The organism is Vreelandella xerophytica (assembly GCF_968048975.1).
Genome location: NZ_OZ309106.1, coordinates 1,694,564 through 1,711,277, shown reverse-complemented (window position 1 = coordinate 1,711,277; position 16,714 = coordinate 1,694,564). Strand labels below are relative to the sequence as shown.

Sequence of the window (16,714 nt, the reverse complement as noted above, 5' to 3'; positions counted from 1 at the left end):
ATCGTTATGACGCTTCGAACTCGCAATCTCGAGAAGTTACCCCATGAGGAGTATGACGCGCTGATTATCGGCGGTGGCATCAACGGCGCCGCCGCCGCAGCGGCCTTGTCGGGGAAAGGCGCGAAGGTAGCGCTGATCGATCGAGGCGATTTCGCCGGCAGCACCAGCATGCACTCCTCCAACCTGGTGTGGGGGGGAATCAAGTACATGGAGAGCAACGACTTTGCGCTGGTGCGCAAGCTTTGCAAAAGTCGCAATCATCTGATCAAGAGCTACCCCTCCACGGTCAAGGAGATCCGCTTTCTCACCACGATCACCCAGGGCTTTCGTCACTCGCCACGCTATCTATGGGCAGGAACCTGGCTTTACTGGCTGATGGGCAATGGCTTCACCCGGCGCCCCCGCCTTCTTTCGCCGAAAGACATCAAGCAGGAGGAGCCGATCATTCAGACCCAGGGTGCGGTGGGTGGCTTCGAGTACTCCGACGCCTATCTTTACGATAACGATGCCCGCTTCGTCTTCAACTTCGTGCGCCAGGCGATGACGTTTGGTGCGGTGGCGGCCAACTATGTGGAGTCGCTGGGAGCCGAACGGGAAAACGGCCTATGGATCACGAAGGTTCGCAACGTGATGGACAACAGCACGTTCACCATTCGCTCGAAGGTGCTGATCAATGCCGCCGGGCCTTGGGTGGATGAGCACAACACACTTACCCAACAGACCACCTCGCATCAGCACATGTACTCCAAGGGTATTCACCTGATCGTGCCCCAGCTGACTGAAACCAGGCGGGTACTGGCGTTTTTCGCTGATGATGGGCGGCTGTTCTTCGTGATTCCCATGGGTAACCGTACCTGTATCGGCACGACCGACACACACATGGAACACCCCAACGCCGAAGTCAGTCAGGAGGATATTCAGTTCGTTCTTGATAACATCAACTCGCGTCTGACTCTTGAGACACCGTTGACCCAGGACGACATCATTTCCACCCGGTGCGGGGTGCGCCCGCTGGCGGTCAAGACGGATAAGGGCCAGAAACGCGATTTTCTGCAGCTGTCCCGCAAGCACGTCATCGATACCCATCGTGAAACGGCCCACATCAGTATCTTTGGCGGCAAGCTGACCGATTGTCTCAACGTGGGTGAAGAGATTGCCGAAGAAATCTCGAATCTGGGGGTACATCTAAATACACCCAGGGTTCGCTGGTATGGCGAGCCTGCAAGCGACGTGAAGGCCTCCTTCATGCAGAAAGCCCAGGCCATGAAGCTTGACCGTCTGACGGCGGACACGTCGACCGAGAAGCTTTCATCGCGCCTCTGGCGCCGCTACGGGGCCGAGGCGTTCCCCATGCTCGACAGGATCCGCGAGGATGCGACCCAGGCGCAGCTACTCATCGAGGGAACCGAGTACATCCACTGTGAGCTTGAATACGCCCGAGATCATGAAATGATCACTCAGCTCGAGGACTTCCTGCGCCGTCGCGCGAAAGTGTCGCTGGTGGTGCATCGCGACGAACTCGAGCGCTCCGAAGGATTAAGGAAAGCCTGCAGGATACTTTTTGGCGATGAAGCCCAGGCGCGCCTTGATGCCTACTTCCTTGACAACCCCGACACCACGCGCCCGGCGGTGGCTCACGCCGCAAGCCCGGCATGAAAAAAGCCCCCGTCAGGGGGCCGCGTACTACTCTTCGTGATCGATCACTAGCGGGGAATCCCCGGCAAGCACTTCTTCCCATGCCTGCTCGATGGAGTAGCCTGCACAGCTATCGATGGTGTCGATCACCTCCACTGCGTGCTGCAGCGACTCGCGCTGCCCTTTAAGGGCGAGCACTAGCTTGGCCAGTTCCTGCTTGCTAAACGTGTTAGCGATCCTATCCGCCTGCTGGTTCAACTCGATGCAGTTCATAACCCACCTCAACATTGTTATCGCTTACTGATTTGAAAGAGACCATGAGCGCCTTGGGTAAGGCGCAGACGCGCGAGGCGATAAACCCTGCGGTGTCCTCTTGTACGCTCTAGCTTATAAAGCGCCAGCATCGGGCTTTGAAGGGTTCAAGCAACCAAAGCCATGATGAGACTATGGTGGACGCACCCCCGGCTCACAATGCGTCATTGGCCGTGGGCAGGGTTGTAACTCGACTACAATCACCGCTATCTGGAGGTATTCATGTCGGTTAATTTCAAACAGGTGTTTTAGGGTGATCAAGTGATCAGAACGTCTGGAAACAACAATGAGCAGATAGAAAAAAAGCCGGTGAGGCGTAGCGGCTTTTTTTAACGAAACGGCGTCATTCAAGCGACTTCGCTCAACGCACCTGATTAGACATCCTGAGCCACATGCAGCGCGACATTGTGCTCCTTGAGCAGTCGGACAATGGCTTCGGGCGGTTGGCGGTCGGTAAACAGTCCGTCCAGCTGAGCGATATTGCCCTGACGAACCACCGGATTACGATGAAACTTGGAATAGTCCGCCGCCAGATAGACCCGTCGAGAATTGGCGATAATGGCCTGCGCCACACGCACTTCCTGGTAGTCGAACTCCAGCAGCGAGCCGTCTTCGTCGATACCGCTGATACCAATGATGCCGACATCCACCTTGAACTGATTGATGAAGTCGATGGTGGCCTCGCCAATGATACCGCCATCCCGACTGCGTACCTGGCCACCGGCAATGATCAAGGTGAAGTCTTCTTTACGCTGCAAGATCGCGGCAACGTTCAAGTTGTTGGTAATGATCTCCAGGCCCTGGTGCTCCATGAGCGCCTGGGCGATCATCTCGTTGCTGGTGCCGATATTGATGAAAAGCGAGGAATGATCGGGAATCTGGCTGGCCATACAACGAGCGATACGCTCTTTTTCGTCAAGATGAAGCGTCTTGCGGGTGCTGTAGGCGGTGTTCACCGTGCTGGATTCCACCCCCGCCCCGCCGTGAACCCGGCGAATACGGCCATTGTCGGAAAGCGTATTCAGATCGCGGCGAATGGTTTGCGGTGTGACCGAGAAGTGTTCGGTGAGCTGCTCTATGCTCACGTAGCCATGCTGGCGCACCAGTTCGACAATGGCGTCCTGGCGATACTGTTGATTCATGGGCCGAGCCTTTTATTCTGGATGGCAAACGCAAGCGGTCCTGCGCTTGCCATCAGATCCACAAGATTGATGACCCGCCTGCTAGCCGGACAAGGGCCACACCAGCAGGATGATCGGAATGGCAGTGACCATGACGACGCCCGAAAGCGGCAGGCCAAGCTTCCAGTAATCGCTGAAGCGGTACCCGCCCGGGCCCAGCACCAGGGTATTGGATTGGTGCCCGATGGGGGTCAGGAATGCACAGGAGGCACTCACCGCCACGGCCATTAAAAAGGGCTCCAGCGCAACGTCAAACCCGTTGGCCAGACTCACCGCAATCGGAGCCATCAAGAGCGCAGCCGCTGCGTTGTTCACGATATTGGAAAGCAGCATGCACAGCAGAAAAACTCCGGCAAGCGACACCACCACCGGCCAATCGGCGCCAAAATATAAAAGCGAGTTGGCGATGATATCAGCGCCACCGCTGGTTTCAAGCGCCTCGCCTACGGGAAGCATGGCGGCCAGCAGTACAATTACCGGGCCATCGATGGCGTGATACCCCTCGCGAAGCGGCAGTACACCAATCAACAGTGATACTACCGCCGCCACGCTCATTGCTACCGCCGCCGGCAGAATATCAAAGAACATCGAAAGGATGGCCAGCGCAAAGATCCCCAGTGACAACATCAGCTTGCGCGGCTGGCCCAGGTGCAGCTCGCGGCTGGCCAGCGGCAGGCAACCCAAGGATGAGAGGCTGTCGCGGATCTCCTTTTCGCTGCCCTGCAACAGCAGGACATCACCTGTCTGAAAACGAATATCACGAAGGCGCTGCTTCAAACGCCCGCCGTCTCGCGCCACGGCAACCAGATGAAGGCCGAACTGATGGTTGAGGCGAAGCTGGCGTACACTACGGTTCACCATCATCGAATCGTTGCGCACCACGGCCTCGATCAGTTGCAAGCCCTCGGTATCCACGGGCTCGTCATCCTCCTCGGTGCTGCCTGAAGCGTTCTGCTCCTGCACGGCATCCCGGTCATCTTCCTCGAGCTCGGCCACAGCGCTCAAGCCTACCTTGTCTTCGAGCAGCTGCAACTCGTCGGGGCCGGCCTCGAGCAGCAGGATATCGCCCTGCTTGAGCACACCATGAAACGAGTAGCCTGCCCGCCGGTTGTCATCGCGTACCACGGCAAGCACCGGAATCGTCTCATCGAGCTCGTCACGCAGCTGCTGGAGCGTCAGCCCATTGGCCTTGGATTCTTCGGAGACTTTAAGCTCCACCAGGTAGTTGGCGGTATCGAACATGTCCGCGGTGCCCGCCTGGCTGTTGCGCTTGGGGGTCAAGCGCCACCCCAGCAAGACGATGAAGGCAAGCCCCGCCAGGGCCACCGCAATGCCCACCGGCGAGAAACTGAACATGCTGAAATTTTCACCGGTAATGTCGCCCCGGTAGGTGGCCACGATAATATTGGGTGGCGTGCCGATCAGCGTGGTCAGCCCGCCCAGCAGCGAGCCAAAGGCCAGGGGCATCAGCAGCAGCGAAGGCGAGGTGTTGTTTTCCCGGGCCAGACGCATGGCCACCGGCAACAGCAGCGCCAGCGCCCCCACGTTGTTCATGATGCCCGACAGCACCACCACCGTTCCTACAAGCACCAGCAGTTGCAGCATCAGCCGGTCACCGGCCTTGAGCACCTGCCTGGCAATCACATCCACCACCCCCGAGCGTTCAAAACCACGGCTCAGGACCAACACCGCCGCCACGGTAATCACTGCCGGATGACCGAAGCCGTTGAAGGCCTCCTGCGCCGGTACCAGTCCGAAGACCACCGATATCAGAAGTGCTGACATCGCCACCAGATCATAGCGAAACCGCCCCCAGATAAACGCCACCAAGGTCAGTCCCAGTATGATGAAAATCAGCGTACTGGGGGCAAGCCCGATCGACTCTATCGCCATGTAGCAGGATCTCCCTTTTTCGCCTCGGCACACACCGGGCGTCCTGTAATCTATCGATTTATCAAGTCTGACCGCAACATAGATTAAAAAAACCAGGTCGAAGAAACGCGGGTAGAAACCAGGTTGACGACCCCGCTGCGCGACTAAATTATACGCTATTTGTACGCCAGTACAGCTCTTGGTTACGGATAGCGATTTTCCCAAGCCAGCCCTTATTGGTTAAACTGCTGGCGGTCTTGCCAAATACAAAAGGAAAATTCATGGATTTATGTCACCGCCTGCGTGAAGCGGCCCAACCCCACTGGAACGCCTGTGTTCAGCACCGCTTTGTCGATCAGTTGCTGCAGGGTGATATCGACAACGACGTATTTTCACGCTACCTGGTTCAGGATTTTCGCTTCTGCGATACGTTTGTCCGCTTGCTGGGTGCCGCGGTATGCGCCGCCGATGACCCTGAAGCGCGCCTGACACACGCGCGTCAGCTATCGGTGCTGGCCGGCAGCGAGTATCGCTACTTCATCGACTCCTTCCAGACATTGGGCGTGCCTGAAGCGCACTGGCAAGCCCCGCCGCTTGCCGAACCGACCCGGGCCTTTATCGCGCTGATGGAAAAAGCCTGCCACTCCCAGGACTACGCCTTGATTCTTGTCGTGCTGGTGGTTGCCGAATGGCTTTATCTCGAGTGGGCAAGCCGCGCCGGGGCGCCTTTGCCCGAGCGACCCGAACACCGTGACTGGATCGTGCTCCATAACGAACCGGCCTTTGAACGCTGGGTGGACTTTCTGCGCGATGAGCTCAATCGCGTTGGCCAGGAGCGCGACTTCGAAACGCTTCGCGAGCCGTTCGTCGAAGCCAGCCAAATCGAAGAGCGCTTTTTCGATATGGCCTTCGATGAACGTGCCTAAGCGTCCATGAGAAGTGACAGCTAAAGCCGCGTGTGCGGCTTTAGTAGGGAGGTGTCGTGAGGCAGCGCTCAGGGAAGCAGGATGGTGGAACCGGTGGTCTTACGGCTTTGCAAGGCATCCTGCGCCTTGCCGGCATCGCTTAACGGGTAGCGGTTGGCCACATCGACCTTGATCTTGCCGCTCTCGATCATGGCGAAGAAATCCTCGCACATGGCTTCAAGGCGCTCGCGGGTATCGGCGTAGCCATTCAGGCTGGGGCGGGTGACAAACAGCGACCCTTTCTGATTCAGAATACCGATATTCACACCGTCCACGGCCCCCGAGGCATTGCCGAAGCTGACCATCAGCGAGCGCGGTTTCAAGCAGTTCAACGACACCTCCCAGGTATCCTTGCCTACCGAGTCGTAAACCACATCGCACATCTGGCCATCGGTCAGCTCACGCACGCGCTCGACCACGTCTTCTTCACTGTAGTTGATCGTCGCCCAGGCACCGTTGGCACGGGCCAGCTCCGCCTTCTCACTGGAACTCACCGTTCCGATGAGCTTCACGCCCAGCGCTTTTGCCCACTGGCAGGCAATGGATCCCACCCCACCGGCTGCGGCGTGAAACAGAATGGTCTCGCCGCCCTTGAGTTCGCGGGTCTGGCGAAGCAGGTACTGCACCGTGAGACCCTTGAGCATGCTGGCCGCGGCGGTTTCAAAGTCGATGGCGTCGGGCAGCTTCACCACTTTGTCCGCCGGCAGTGCATGAAGCTCGGCGTAAGCGCCCAGCGGCCCCTGGGCGTAGGCTACCCGGTCGCCCTGCTTGAGATGACTGACCCCCTCGCCGACCGCATCCACCACGCCCGCGCCTTCGGTTCCCAGGCCCGAGGGCATGGAAGGTGCCGGGTAAAGGCCGGTGCGAAAGTAGATGTCGATGAAGTTGAGCCCGACGGCCTTGTTGGCGATACGAACCTCGCCCTTGCCCGGGGCCCTGGATTCAACGTCTTTGATCTCGAGAACCTCCGAGCCGCCGGTCCTGGCAAACTCAATCCGCTTGGCCATCATGCACACTCCTTTTTATCGATCAGGAAACTTAACGGGTCTTTATCCAACCGCGTTGCGCGCGATAAATCAAGCCACACGCCCATGGCGCCATTGGCTTGTCACCGGCCCATGCTAGACTGGCAACTTCAAGTTTTGGATCAATGGACCCTTCATGTCGCACCCAGGCATTCTGCTACCGGCGCTTGTCGCCCATCGCGGCTACTCCGCCGCCGCCCCCGAAAACACGCTCGCCGCCGTGCGCGCCGCCTATGATGCTGGCGCTACCTGGGTGGAGCTGGACGTACAGCTTCTGGGGGATGCCACCCCCGTTATCTGGCACGACGGCAATGTCAGCCGCTGCTCCGATGGGCGCGGTGAGCTTCAAGACCTGAGCCTGCAATCCGCCAAACGCCTGGACGCAGGAAGCTGGTTCAGTGATCGTTTCGTGGGAGAAAGGATGGCCACCCTCGATGAAATGCTGACGCTTCTGAGCGATCTCAAGATGGGGGTCAATCTGGAGATCAAGGTGAACAAGGACCGCGACCCAATCGCACTGGTGAATGCAGTCATGCCCACCCTTCTGGAAAGGATCGCCCCCCAGCGGCGGATCGTTTCATCCTTCGACATGGCCGCCCTGGCCCGCTGTCGCCACTTTGCCGCCAAGGAAGACCTGGCGCTGGGCGTATTGTTCGGCAGCATCCCCAAGGAGTGGCAAGCGCATTGCGAAACAGTCGAAGCGTTCAGCATTCATCCCGACTGGGCGAGGCTGAAACGCCCCCAGGCCGAGGCAATGGTACAGGCGGGCTATCATCTTCTGTGTTACACCCCCAATGACCCGAGCGCCTTCGATAGCCGGTGGGCCTGGGGTGTCGCCTGTGCCATTACCGACGAGCCGGTGACATTCAAGCGTTTTCTCGATCATCGCGATTCCGCCTGATTCAGAAACGACCGTATAGAAAAGACCGTACCAAAAGATCGTAAAGAAATGACGTGCAGAAATGCCGTGCAGGAAATCCCATGCAGTAAGGAAGTTGCCATGAAGTATATCGGTGCGCACGTAAGTGCGGCTGGCGGGCCCGATCAGGCCGTTCATCGTGCGGTCGAGATCGGCGCCAACGCCTTTGCGCTATTCACCAAGAACCAGCGTCAGTGGAAAGGCAAACCGCTCACACCGGAGGCCATCAGCGCCTTCAAGAAAGCCTGCGACGAACATGGCTTCGGCCCTGGGCAGATCCTCCCCCACGACAGTTACCTGATCAACCTGGGCCATCCCGAGCCGGAAGGCCTGGCCAAATCCCGCGCCGCGTTCGTCGATGAGATGCAGCGCTGCGAGCAGCTGGGTCTAAAGCTCTTGAACTTTCATCCAGGCAGTTTTCTCAACAAGATCAGCGAGCACGACTGCCTTTTGCGTATTGCCGAATCCGTCAACCTGGCGCTTGACGAGACAAGCGGCGTGACCGCGGTGATTGAAAATACCGCCGGACAAGGCACCAATCTGGGGTGGCGCTTTGAGCACCTGGCGACCATCATCGAGCATGTGGACGATAAAAGCCGTGTAGGCGTTTGCATTGACACCTGTCATGCCTTCGCTGCCGGCTATGATCTGCGCGGCGACAAGGCCACCGAACAGACTCTGGATGAGCTTGGAAGCGTAGTGGGTTTCGAGTACCTGCGCGGCATGCACTTGAACGACGCCAAAAGCGACTACGCCAGCCGGGTGGACCGTCACCATAGCCTGGGCAAAGGCACTATCGGGCTGGAGGCGTTTACCACCATCGTGCAGGACTCACGCACGGATGACATTCCCTTGATCCTGGAAACCGTCGAGCCCGACAGCTGGCCGGAAGAGATTCGCTGGCTGCGTACTCAATTGCCCGAGACCGCACCGGGCAGGTAGTGAATCACATCGTGAAAGCGCAGCCGGGTGCTGGCGCTATTGCGCATGGCGTGGGGCCGGTCGGCGAAAAACCGAAGCCCCTCGCCCACCCTCAGGCGCTGCCAGCGCTCGTCGATACGAAGCTCCATCTCGCCTTCAATGATCACGATATGTTCGAGCACGCCGCTGGCGTGGGGCGTTGACTCGCTCATCGCACCCGGAGCAAGCTCGATCATGAACATCTCAAAGCCCAACAGCGGGTCAAAAGGAAACAACAAGCTTGCCTGCATACCCGCACTGTCCTCTCCCCACACCGATTCCCGGCCGTTGCGTTTGAGCTCACCCTGCAAGGGCTGGCCACTATCGAAAAGCTGTGAAAACGAAACCCGGAATCCACTGGCAATCTTCCAGAGGGTGGATACCGTGGGACTTGATTCACCGCGTTCGATCTGCCCCAGCATCGCCTTGCTTACCCCTGTCTCTAAAGCTGCCACGTCCAGACTCCAGCCCCGCCCCTTGCGCAACCCCTTGACGGTATTGGCGATGTGCTCGGCAATGGCGGGCGGTTCGCTTGTCATCTCATTCCCCTGTCGAATAATCCGTCTGTCAGTGAAATAAAGGTATCACTTGATTACCGCCTGAGCCTCCATGGCGAACCAATCCTGGCTCTCCATCTGCTTTTTAAAAAGCGGCATACGGTAAGCTTTTACTCCCCTGCGCTTATTCCCCTATGCTCGAGCGTAGTAGCACAAGCATCCTTCTCGCCCAAAAGCATGACATGCCATATGCCCCGAAAACCACCGTCTTATCATTACCCGCTCAACAAGGTGCGACCAGATAGCATATGTTCGAGAGCTATAAATTCATTTTAAACATACTACTTTCTTTATTGACAAACTGAACGCCGTTAACTTGAAAAGGCCTTCTATATTATGTGGCCTACCCCACATAGGGTTATGTTACTTATACCACATAGCGTTATGTTGCCTACACCACATAAAACAAAGACATGATAGCTAAATATAAATAGCTTCCAACGTGACCCTTTACTGTATTGATTATAAGGCGCTGTTAATTTATTGTTTTTGAATAACTAATAATTATTATCAATAAATAATAATATTTTTTATTAAACATCTATAATTTTAAATCCCAGTCATTAAAATAAGAAGAAATCCAGAGGGCTTTCAACTTGCTTAAAAACTTCATCAAGAAACTAGAAAATTTCCAGACCTTCACACCTGAAGAGATTAGCGCCCTTGAAAGCTACGTTACGCCGGTTCGAACGCTCAAAAAGTCAGAAAACCTCATACAAGAAGAAGACAAGCCTTACGAAATCAATATATTGCTGGAAGGCTGGGCTACTCGTTACAAGATCAGTCAAGAAGGCAAGTTCCAGGCACTCGCCTTTCTCATTCCGGGTGATGCCTGCGATGTGCACATTACCCTGGTGGAGAGAATGGATCATTCCATATGTGCTGTCGTGCCTTCAAAATTCACCTCCATTCCCAAGCACGGCATCGAAGAGATATATGAACATCATCCCCGGGTGGCGCGCGCTCTTTTCTGGTCAATGCTGGTGGATGAGTCCACGTTACGCGAGTGGATCTTCAATATTGCGGGCAGGCGTGCTGACCAACGAATGGCCCATCTATTCTGCGAACTGCTGACCCGCTCCCGCGCGGCAGGCCTGACGGAGGATCATGGATTCGAGCTTCCTCTTACCCAGCAGCAAATAGGCGAAGCCATGGGAATCACGCCGGTTCATACTAGCCGTATCGTCAGCAAATTACGCGCTGATGGACTGATTTCCTGGGAAAAAAAGTTTCTCAAAATAAACGACTGGGAAACCATAAAGGAATTTTGCGGTTTCGATGCGACTTATCTGCATCTGGATAACGCCCCGCCCGAGCTGGCTCGGGAGTTATAACGAAAGCAGAAGCTGCACTATGAACCAAAATGAAGAGCCCGACCGTAAGGCCGGGCTTTACTTATGCATCCTTGTAAACTTTGCAGGCTTCCTGCCTGACCTCCTTGTGAGCTTTGCAAGCGTCCTGCCTGCCCATCCTTAGGGAGTCTTCCCGACTCGACATTCCTTACTGTGTGTCCTTACTCAGTAAGCTCATAGTGCCTTCTTGAACCCTTTTAGTAAGTAATCTAGGATAATTTATTCAAACAACTTAAATATAAATTTTTATTTAGAGGATCAAGCAAAAATCATTGCCTGCCGAATCTTTAATATTATTCAAATGTGCTTTATTTTCAACCACTCACGCTCTATTTAGTGATTCTAATCAAACTTTTCAGACACGTTAAACATTAAAAAAATAGTCTATTTTCATTAAAAAAACCAGACTCCACCTTAATTTTCCAATCAAAGTTGGCACTTTATTCTGTGTCTCATGCAGCCACTTTTTGGGGCCAAGGCTACTTACTCTGAAGTCGTGGTTTCAGCCCTCCCGACAACCGGCGCAGGACGAGCCAAGGTGATCGTTTTGCACCCAAACCGCTACTTGCCTAGGCTTACATCATTTTTGACATCTTCTATATGCATGAAACCGGTAATGGATCAAACGAGGAGGGATTGTGAGCAATACCGATCTAGGCTTGATGGATGCCCAGTCATTGCGAGCGCTTTATGAATCGAAAAAGGCCTCGCCGCTGGAGGCTACCCGCGCCGCCCTCGCGCGCATCGAGCGCTTCAACGACGAGGTCAACGCCTACGTTCATATCGATGTCGAGGGGGCTGAAAGCGCTGCGAAAGCCTCGGCCCGCCGCTGGGGCCAGGGCAAGCCGCAAAGCCCCATTGACGGTATTCCCGTTTCGCTCAAGGATTTGACTCAGGTGGCCGGCATGCCTTGCCATGAAGGCTCGCTGACCACCGAACAGACACGCTGCGAGACCGACGCCCCGCCGGCCCGAATGCTTCGCGAAGCTGGCGCCATTCTTCTGGGCAAGACCAACACGCCGGAATTTGGCTGGAAAGCCGTCACCGATAACCGCGTGTTCGGCGCCACCGCCAACCCCTGGGATACGCGGCTGACCGCAGGCGGCTCATCCGGCGGGGCCGCAGCGGCCGCGGTGCTGAACATGGGTGTGCTTCACCAGGGCGGTGACTCTGGCGGGTCGATTCGCATTCCCGCCTCGTTTACCGGGGTGTTTGGTTTCAAGCCTACCTATGGCTGGGTGCCGCAGTGGCCGCCGGCCAAGGAGCCGAGTCTTTCCCACCTGGGAACACTGACCCGCACGGTAGAGGATTCGGCGAGCATGCTCAACGTCATGGGTCGCTATGACTACCGTGACCCCTATGCCACCCGTGGCCAGCCAGCTTGCTGGGGAGAGGACCTGCACAAGAGTCTGGAGGGCCTGCGTATCGGTTTTTCCCCGGATCTGGGCTTTGCCGAGGTTGACCCACAGGTGGCCCAGCGTGTGCGTGAGGCGGCCAACCAGTTGAGCAGACTGGGCGCCGAGGTCGTCGAGGTCAACCCGGGGCTGACGTCGCCGATCGACACGTTTCGCAAGCTCTGGTTTACCGCCTCTCTTCATCAATGGGAGCAGCTGAGCGACGAAAAGCGCGAACTTCTGGACCCGGGGCTGGTGGCCAATGCCCATGAAGCCGAGGGGTTTACAGCGCTCGAGCTTTTTCGGGCGCTCAACGAGCGCGCCTACATCACTCAGCGCCTGGAACATTTCAATCAGGAGTATCACCTGCTGATGACCCCGGCAGTCACCATTGCCCCTTTTGAACTTCATCATGAAGTGCCCCCAGGCAGCGGCATGCGCGACTGGGAGGAGTGGGCATCATTTAGCTACCCTTTCAACCTGAGCCAGCAGCCAGCGGCTTCGGTACCTTGCGGCTTCACTGAGCAGGGCCTGCCTGTCGGTTTTCAGCTGGCCGGTGGCAAGTACGACGACATTCGCGTCTTGAGGGCGTGCCACGCTTATATGACGAACCATCCACCCCGCTTTCCAAGCATTCCCGACCCTGCCCATACCGCCGGCTGACACTCCCTGCTTCAAGGCACCCGGTTCAAGCATTCGGATCGGGCTGTTATCCATTGTGCGCTATAGCGCACAATGGTAACGTCTCGAAGTGCGCCATAACGCACACTGACGACTACCTTGAAGGCTTCGCGACCATGCTCCAGCAACCCCATACCCGCGGTCTTTCGCTTTGGCGAGATACCACTCTCTCCACCGTGACGGCGGGACTGGTAGCCGTCACCATCGGCTATACGAGCTCGGCGGCGATCATCTTTCAGGCTGCCGCGGCGGCAGGGGCAACGGCGGCGCAGATCAGTTCCTGGCTCTGGGCATTGGGTATCGGCATGGGGCTCACTTCTCTGGGGCTTTCGCTTCGCTACCGCATGCCGCTGCTCACCGCCTGGTCCACCCCCGGAGCGGCCTTTCTGGCCACCAGCCTGCCCGGCGTGCCCCTGGATGAAGCCATCGGGGCGTTTCTGTTCTCGGCGTTTCTGATCACTCTTTGCGGTGTCACCGGGCTTTTCGAGCGACTGATGCGCCATATCCCGAATGCCATTGCCCAGGCTCTGCTGGCAGGGATTCTGCTGCGTTTCGGACTCGATCTTTTCAACGTGATGCAAACCCAATGGCTCTTACCGCTTGTCATGCTGCTCACCTGGGTAGCCGGTCGACGGCTGTGGCCAACGCTTGCCGTGCCGGTGGTACTGTTGGCAGGGCTTTTGGCCGCCTTGCTGCTTGGCCAGGTAAACGTGACGGGCATTCCGCTGACGCCGGCGCTGCCGGTTTTCATGACACCGGCCTTTGCCCCCACCACGCTGATCAGCATCGGCATTCCGCTTTTCATCATCACCATGGCGACACAGAATCTGCCAGGGGTTGCCGTACTGCGAGCGGCGGGGTACCAGCCCGATAGTTCTGCGCTGATCGGCTGGACCGGGGCGGCGACGTTTCTGCTGGCACCTTTTGGTGGCTACGCGCTGAACATGGCGGCAATCAGCGCGGCGGTGTGCATCGGCCCGGACGCCCACGCGGACATGCGAAGACGCTATACGGCAGGTGTCGCCGCAGGCGTATTCTATATCCTGATGGGGATTTTTGGGGCGACGGTGACCGGGCTGTTCAACGCCCTGCCGGGGGCACTGATCACGGCCCTGGCCGGCATTGCGCTGCTGGCCACATTGAGTGGTGGGCTGGCCGGCGCCTTTGCCCAAGGCGAACAGCGTGATGCGGCCATCGTGACCTTTCTGCTGACCGGGGCCAACGTCACGCTTCTGGGGATCGGCAGCGCCTTCTGGGGGCTGGTCGCGGGTTTGATCACGCTGAAGCTCACCCAGCGCCACGCCTGAACGTCAGTCAGCGCTAAAAGAAGCGCCCGGCAGCGGCGTCAGAGAACGCCCAGGCGCTCGTCGTCCATGATGCCGGACATGCGAACCATGGCAAGCGCCTCATCCAGACTCGCCACCTCTTCCATGATCATCAGCTCGTCGTGCAGGTTCACCGGCTGGCCGGCCTTGTCGGAAAGAAGCCTTTCAAGCGATGCCAGGTCCCGGGAATCGTCAAGCATCAGGGTATCGATGGACGCGCTGGTGGCGCTTGGCAGATAAATCGTGCCGTTGGAGAAATCCACCGCGTAGGCAATCACGCCGGGCAGAATGAAAAACAGAAGCCCCACCCCATTGGCGATCGCCACCACCGGGTCCACATCGCCGCTCAGCTGGCCTTTGCGTTCAGGGTGAAACAGCGTACCGCAACCGCTTAAACTGACAACCAGGCTTCCCACTAAGGCGCCTTTCAACCCACGGCGTACGAGCTGTTTCATTGATGTATTCCCTTGATTTCCAAAATACCGGCCTGAAAAAAGGCCGCCAGGTTAAGCGGTTATACCACTAAAAGCGGCGTAGTCTAGCATAATCGTGTTAACGCTTTATGGCTCAAGACACTGAATTTTGCCGCCTTTACCGCTGGGCCGTACAATGCAATCATTCAACGCTTGAAAGCGCCCTACCGCGCTTTGCCATACCGATTCTCAGCATTATCGACCCTAAAGGAAGCTTCTCGCTCATGCGCGCCAGCCAACTACTGATTGCCACACTAAAAGAGACCCCGGCCGATGCGGAGGTCGTGAGTCACCAATTGATGCTGCGCGCCGGCATGATCCGTCGTCTGACCTCGGGACTTTATACCTGGCTGCCCCTGGGGCTTCGCACGCTGCGCAAGGTGGAGGCCATCGTGCGCGAAGAAATGGACCGCGCCGGCGCCCAGGAAGTGCTGATGCCTGCGGTACAGCCTGCGGATCTGTGGCAGGAGTCCGGCCGCTGGGAGCAGTACGGCCCGGAGCTCTTGCGCCTGAAAGACCGGCACGACCGCGACTACTGCGTCGGCCCGACCCACGAAGAGGTGATCACGGACCTGGTGCGCAAGGAAATCGCCAGCTACAAGCAGCTGCCCGCGACGTTCTACCAGATCCAGACCAAGTTCCGAGACGAGATTCGCCCACGCTTTGGTGTAATGCGCTCGCGGGAATTCATCATGAAGGATGCCTACTCCTTTCACGTGGACGAAGACTCGCTCAAGGCGACCTATCAGACCATGTACGAGGCGTATACGCGTATCTTTACCCGCCTGGGGCTCGATTTCCGCCCGGTGATCGCCGACAACGGCTCGATCGGCGGCACGGGTTCGCACGAGTTTCATGTGCTGGCAAGCTCCGGTGAGGACGACATCGTCTTCTCCAATGAATCCGACTACGCCGCCAACATGGAAAAGGCCGAAGCGTTGCCGGCCCCGCTGGGCAGCGATGTCTCCCATGAAGCGCCGACACAGCAGATGCAACTGGTCGATACCCCCGATGCCAAGACCATCGCCGCGCTGGTCGAGCAGCACGGCCTGCCGATCGAAAAGACCGTAAAGACCTTGATCGTACGGGGTGCCGAGGGCGGCCTGGTGGCACTGCTGGTTCGTGGTGATCACGAGCTCAACGAAGTCAAGGCGGAGAACCTGCCTGAAGTAGCTGCCCCGCTGACCATGGGCGATGAAGAGGAGATCCGCGCCGCGGCTGGCGCAGGCTTTGGTTCGCTGGGCCCGGTGGGGCTGGATATGCCGGTCATCGCCGATCACAGCGTGGCGCTGATGTCGGATTTCGGCGCGGGCGCCAATATCGAAGGCAAGCACTACTTCAACATCAACTGGGAGCGCGATGTCGCCCTGCCTGCGGTGGCGGATCTGCGCAACGTGGTCGAGGGCGATCCTTCGCCGGACGGCAAGGGCACGCTTTCCATCAAGCGCGGCATCGAAGTGGGTCACGTCTTCCAGCTGGGACAGAAATACTCCGAGGCGATGGACGCCAAGGTACTGGGCGACAGCGGCAAGACCAGCCACCCCTGGATGGGTTGCTACGGTATCGGTATCACCCGCGTGGTGGCGGCGGCCATCGAGCAGAACCACGACGCGTCAGGCATCATCTGGCCTGATGCCATCGCGCCGTTCAACGTGGCGCTGGTACCCATGAACGCCCACAAGTCTCAGCGCGTTCGCGAGGCCTCCGAGGCTCTCTACCAGACGCTGACCCAGGCAGGCTTCGACGTGCTGCTGGACGATCGGGATACGCGCCCGGGCGTGAAGTTTGCCGACCTGGAGCTGATGGGCGTACCGCATCGTATCGTCATCGGTGACCGAGGGCTGGATAACGGCGAGCTCGAGTACAAGGGGCGCCGCGATACGGAAGCTACCATGGTGGCTGACGATCGGATCATTGCCTTTCTCGACGAAAAAGCCGGCAACAACGCCTGATCCGGGGCTCCCGGTGGCATCGCATGGAAAAGTCAGGTTAAAGCGCTGGATATGGGCAGGCACGCTTTTGTGCCTTGCCCTTGCCCCGCTTCATGGCGCTGGAAGTGAGCC

14 protein-coding genes are annotated in these 16,714 nt (G+C 57.7%); 8 read left to right on the top strand and 6 right to left on the bottom strand.

Annotated features, from left to right (window positions below; all coding sequences use genetic code 11):
• Positions 1-6 precede the first annotated feature (6 nt).
• Entirely contained in the window at positions 7-1,656 is a 1,650-nt protein-coding gene (locus ACWF8S_RS08065; protein WP_447556344.1) for a glycerol-3-phosphate dehydrogenase/oxidase, read from the top strand.
• A 27-nt stretch (positions 1,657-1,683) separates the two neighbouring features.
• Here the strand turns inward: ACWF8S_RS08065 and ACWF8S_RS08060 are convergent, their stop codons facing one another.
• The 3 genes from ACWF8S_RS08060 to ACWF8S_RS08050 form a co-directional block, all read right to left on the bottom strand.
• Complete coding sequence (locus tag ACWF8S_RS08060) at positions 1,684-1,908, bottom strand: hypothetical protein (RefSeq protein ID WP_447556343.1); 225 nt, start codon at positions 1,906-1,908, stop codon at positions 1,684-1,686.
• A gap of 413 nt (positions 1,909-2,321) precedes the next feature.
• Complete coding sequence (locus ACWF8S_RS08055; protein ID WP_447556342.1) at positions 2,322-3,089, bottom strand: DeoR/GlpR family transcriptional regulator; 768 nt, start codon at positions 3,087-3,089, stop codon at positions 2,322-2,324.
• Positions 3,090-3,170: 81 nt separating this feature from the next.
• The gene (locus ACWF8S_RS08050) at positions 3,171-5,021 is read right to left on the bottom strand and encodes an SLC13 family permease (RefSeq protein WP_447556341.1); all 1,851 of its coding nucleotides are present in this window, start codon (positions 5,019-5,021) and stop codon (positions 3,171-3,173) included.
• 260 nt (positions 5,022-5,281) lie between these two features.
• Between ACWF8S_RS08050 and ACWF8S_RS08045 the strand changes: the two genes are divergently transcribed.
• Complete coding sequence (locus ACWF8S_RS08045) at positions 5,282-5,926, top strand: TenA family protein (protein ID WP_447556340.1); 645 nt, start codon at positions 5,282-5,284, stop codon at positions 5,924-5,926.
• A 68-nt stretch (positions 5,927-5,994) separates the two neighbouring features.
• Here ACWF8S_RS08045 and ACWF8S_RS08040 read toward each other — a convergent pair whose 3' ends face one another.
• Complete coding sequence (locus ACWF8S_RS08040; protein ID WP_447556338.1) at positions 5,995-6,972, bottom strand: NADPH:quinone reductase; 978 nt, start codon at positions 6,970-6,972, stop codon at positions 5,995-5,997.
• A 154-nt stretch (positions 6,973-7,126) separates the two neighbouring features.
• Between ACWF8S_RS08040 and ACWF8S_RS08035 the strand changes: the two genes are divergently transcribed.
• On the top strand, positions 7,127-7,891 hold the full coding sequence (locus ACWF8S_RS08035; protein WP_447556337.1) for a glycerophosphodiester phosphodiesterase family protein: 765 nt from the start codon (positions 7,127-7,129) through the stop codon (positions 7,889-7,891).
• A gap of 99 nt (positions 7,892-7,990) precedes the next feature.
• Entirely contained in the window at positions 7,991-8,851 is an 861-nt protein-coding gene (nfo, locus tag ACWF8S_RS08030; protein ID WP_447556336.1) for a deoxyribonuclease IV, read from the top strand.
• Here nfo and ACWF8S_RS08025 read toward each other — a convergent pair.
• A complete protein-coding gene (locus ACWF8S_RS08025) occupies positions 8,821-9,408 on the bottom strand; it encodes a helix-turn-helix domain-containing protein (protein WP_447556335.1) in 588 nt (195 codons plus the stop codon). The genes nfo and ACWF8S_RS08025 overlap by 31 nt on opposite strands.
• A 614-nt stretch (positions 9,409-10,022) precedes the next feature.
• Between ACWF8S_RS08025 and ACWF8S_RS08020 the strand changes: the two genes are divergently transcribed.
• The 3 genes from ACWF8S_RS08020 (at position 10,023) to ACWF8S_RS08010 (ending at position 14,160) form a co-directional block, all read left to right on the top strand.
• Positions 10,023-10,760, top strand: a complete 738-nt coding sequence (locus tag ACWF8S_RS08020; protein WP_447556334.1) for a Crp/Fnr family transcriptional regulator — start codon at positions 10,023-10,025, stop codon at positions 10,758-10,760.
• A 656-nt stretch (positions 10,761-11,416) separates the two neighbouring features.
• The gene (locus ACWF8S_RS08015; RefSeq protein WP_447556333.1) at positions 11,417-12,835 is read left to right on the top strand and encodes an amidase; all 1,419 of its coding nucleotides are present in this window, start codon (positions 11,417-11,419) and stop codon (positions 12,833-12,835) included.
• Positions 12,836-12,969: 134 nt separating this feature from the next.
• Positions 12,970-14,160: a benzoate/H(+) symporter BenE family transporter gene (locus ACWF8S_RS08010; protein WP_447556332.1), complete on the top strand. Its 1,191-nt coding sequence runs from the start codon at positions 12,970-12,972 to the stop codon at positions 14,158-14,160.
• A gap of 38 nt (positions 14,161-14,198) precedes the next feature.
• Here the strand turns inward: ACWF8S_RS08010 and ACWF8S_RS08005 are convergent, their stop codons facing one another.
• The gene (locus tag ACWF8S_RS08005; RefSeq protein WP_447556331.1) at positions 14,199-14,633 is read right to left on the bottom strand and encodes a hypothetical protein; all 435 of its coding nucleotides are present in this window, start codon (positions 14,631-14,633) and stop codon (positions 14,199-14,201) included.
• Between the two features lie 242 nt (positions 14,634-14,875).
• On the opposite strand from ACWF8S_RS08005, the gene ACWF8S_RS08000 reads away from it, so the two are divergent.
• Positions 14,876-16,603 (top strand): proline--tRNA ligase, encoded by a 1,728-nt coding sequence (locus ACWF8S_RS08000; RefSeq protein ID WP_447556330.1) that lies wholly within the window; start codon positions 14,876-14,878, stop codon positions 16,601-16,603.
• Positions 16,604-16,714 lie beyond the last annotated feature (111 nt).

Bases quoted from the DNA above. Each gene is read 5' to 3' on its own strand.
- ACWF8S_RS08000 (WP_447556330.1), top strand. From the start codon at position 14,876: ATGCGCGCCAGCCAACTACTGATTGCCACACTAAAAGAGACCCCGGCC.
- ACWF8S_RS08050 (WP_447556341.1), bottom strand. From the start codon at position 5,021: ATGGCGATAGAGTCGATCGGGCTTGCCCCCAGTACGCTGATTTTCATC.
- ACWF8S_RS08065 (WP_447556344.1), top strand. From the start codon at position 7: ATGACGCTTCGAACTCGCAATCTCGAGAAGTTACCCCATGAGGAGTAT.
- ACWF8S_RS08045 (WP_447556340.1), top strand. From the start codon at position 5,282: ATGGATTTATGTCACCGCCTGCGTGAAGCGGCCCAACCCCACTGGAAC.
- ACWF8S_RS08055 (WP_447556342.1), bottom strand. From the start codon at position 3,089: ATGAATCAACAGTATCGCCAGGACGCCATTGTCGAACTGGTGCGCCAG.
- nfo (WP_447556336.1), top strand. From the start codon at position 7,991: ATGAAGTATATCGGTGCGCACGTAAGTGCGGCTGGCGGGCCCGATCAG.
- ACWF8S_RS08035 (WP_447556337.1), top strand. From the start codon at position 7,127: ATGTCGCACCCAGGCATTCTGCTACCGGCGCTTGTCGCCCATCGCGGC.
- ACWF8S_RS08025 (WP_447556335.1), bottom strand. From the start codon at position 9,408: ATGACAAGCGAACCGCCCGCCATTGCCGAGCACATCGCCAATACCGTC.
- ACWF8S_RS08060 (WP_447556343.1), bottom strand. From the start codon at position 1,908: ATGAACTGCATCGAGTTGAACCAGCAGGCGGATAGGATCGCTAACACG.
- ACWF8S_RS08005 (WP_447556331.1), bottom strand. From the start codon at position 14,633: ATGAAACAGCTCGTACGCCGTGGGTTGAAAGGCGCCTTAGTGGGAAGC.
- ACWF8S_RS08010 (WP_447556332.1), top strand. From the start codon at position 12,970: ATGCTCCAGCAACCCCATACCCGCGGTCTTTCGCTTTGGCGAGATACC.
- ACWF8S_RS08040 (WP_447556338.1), bottom strand. From the start codon at position 6,972: ATGGCCAAGCGGATTGAGTTTGCCAGGACCGGCGGCTCGGAGGTTCTC.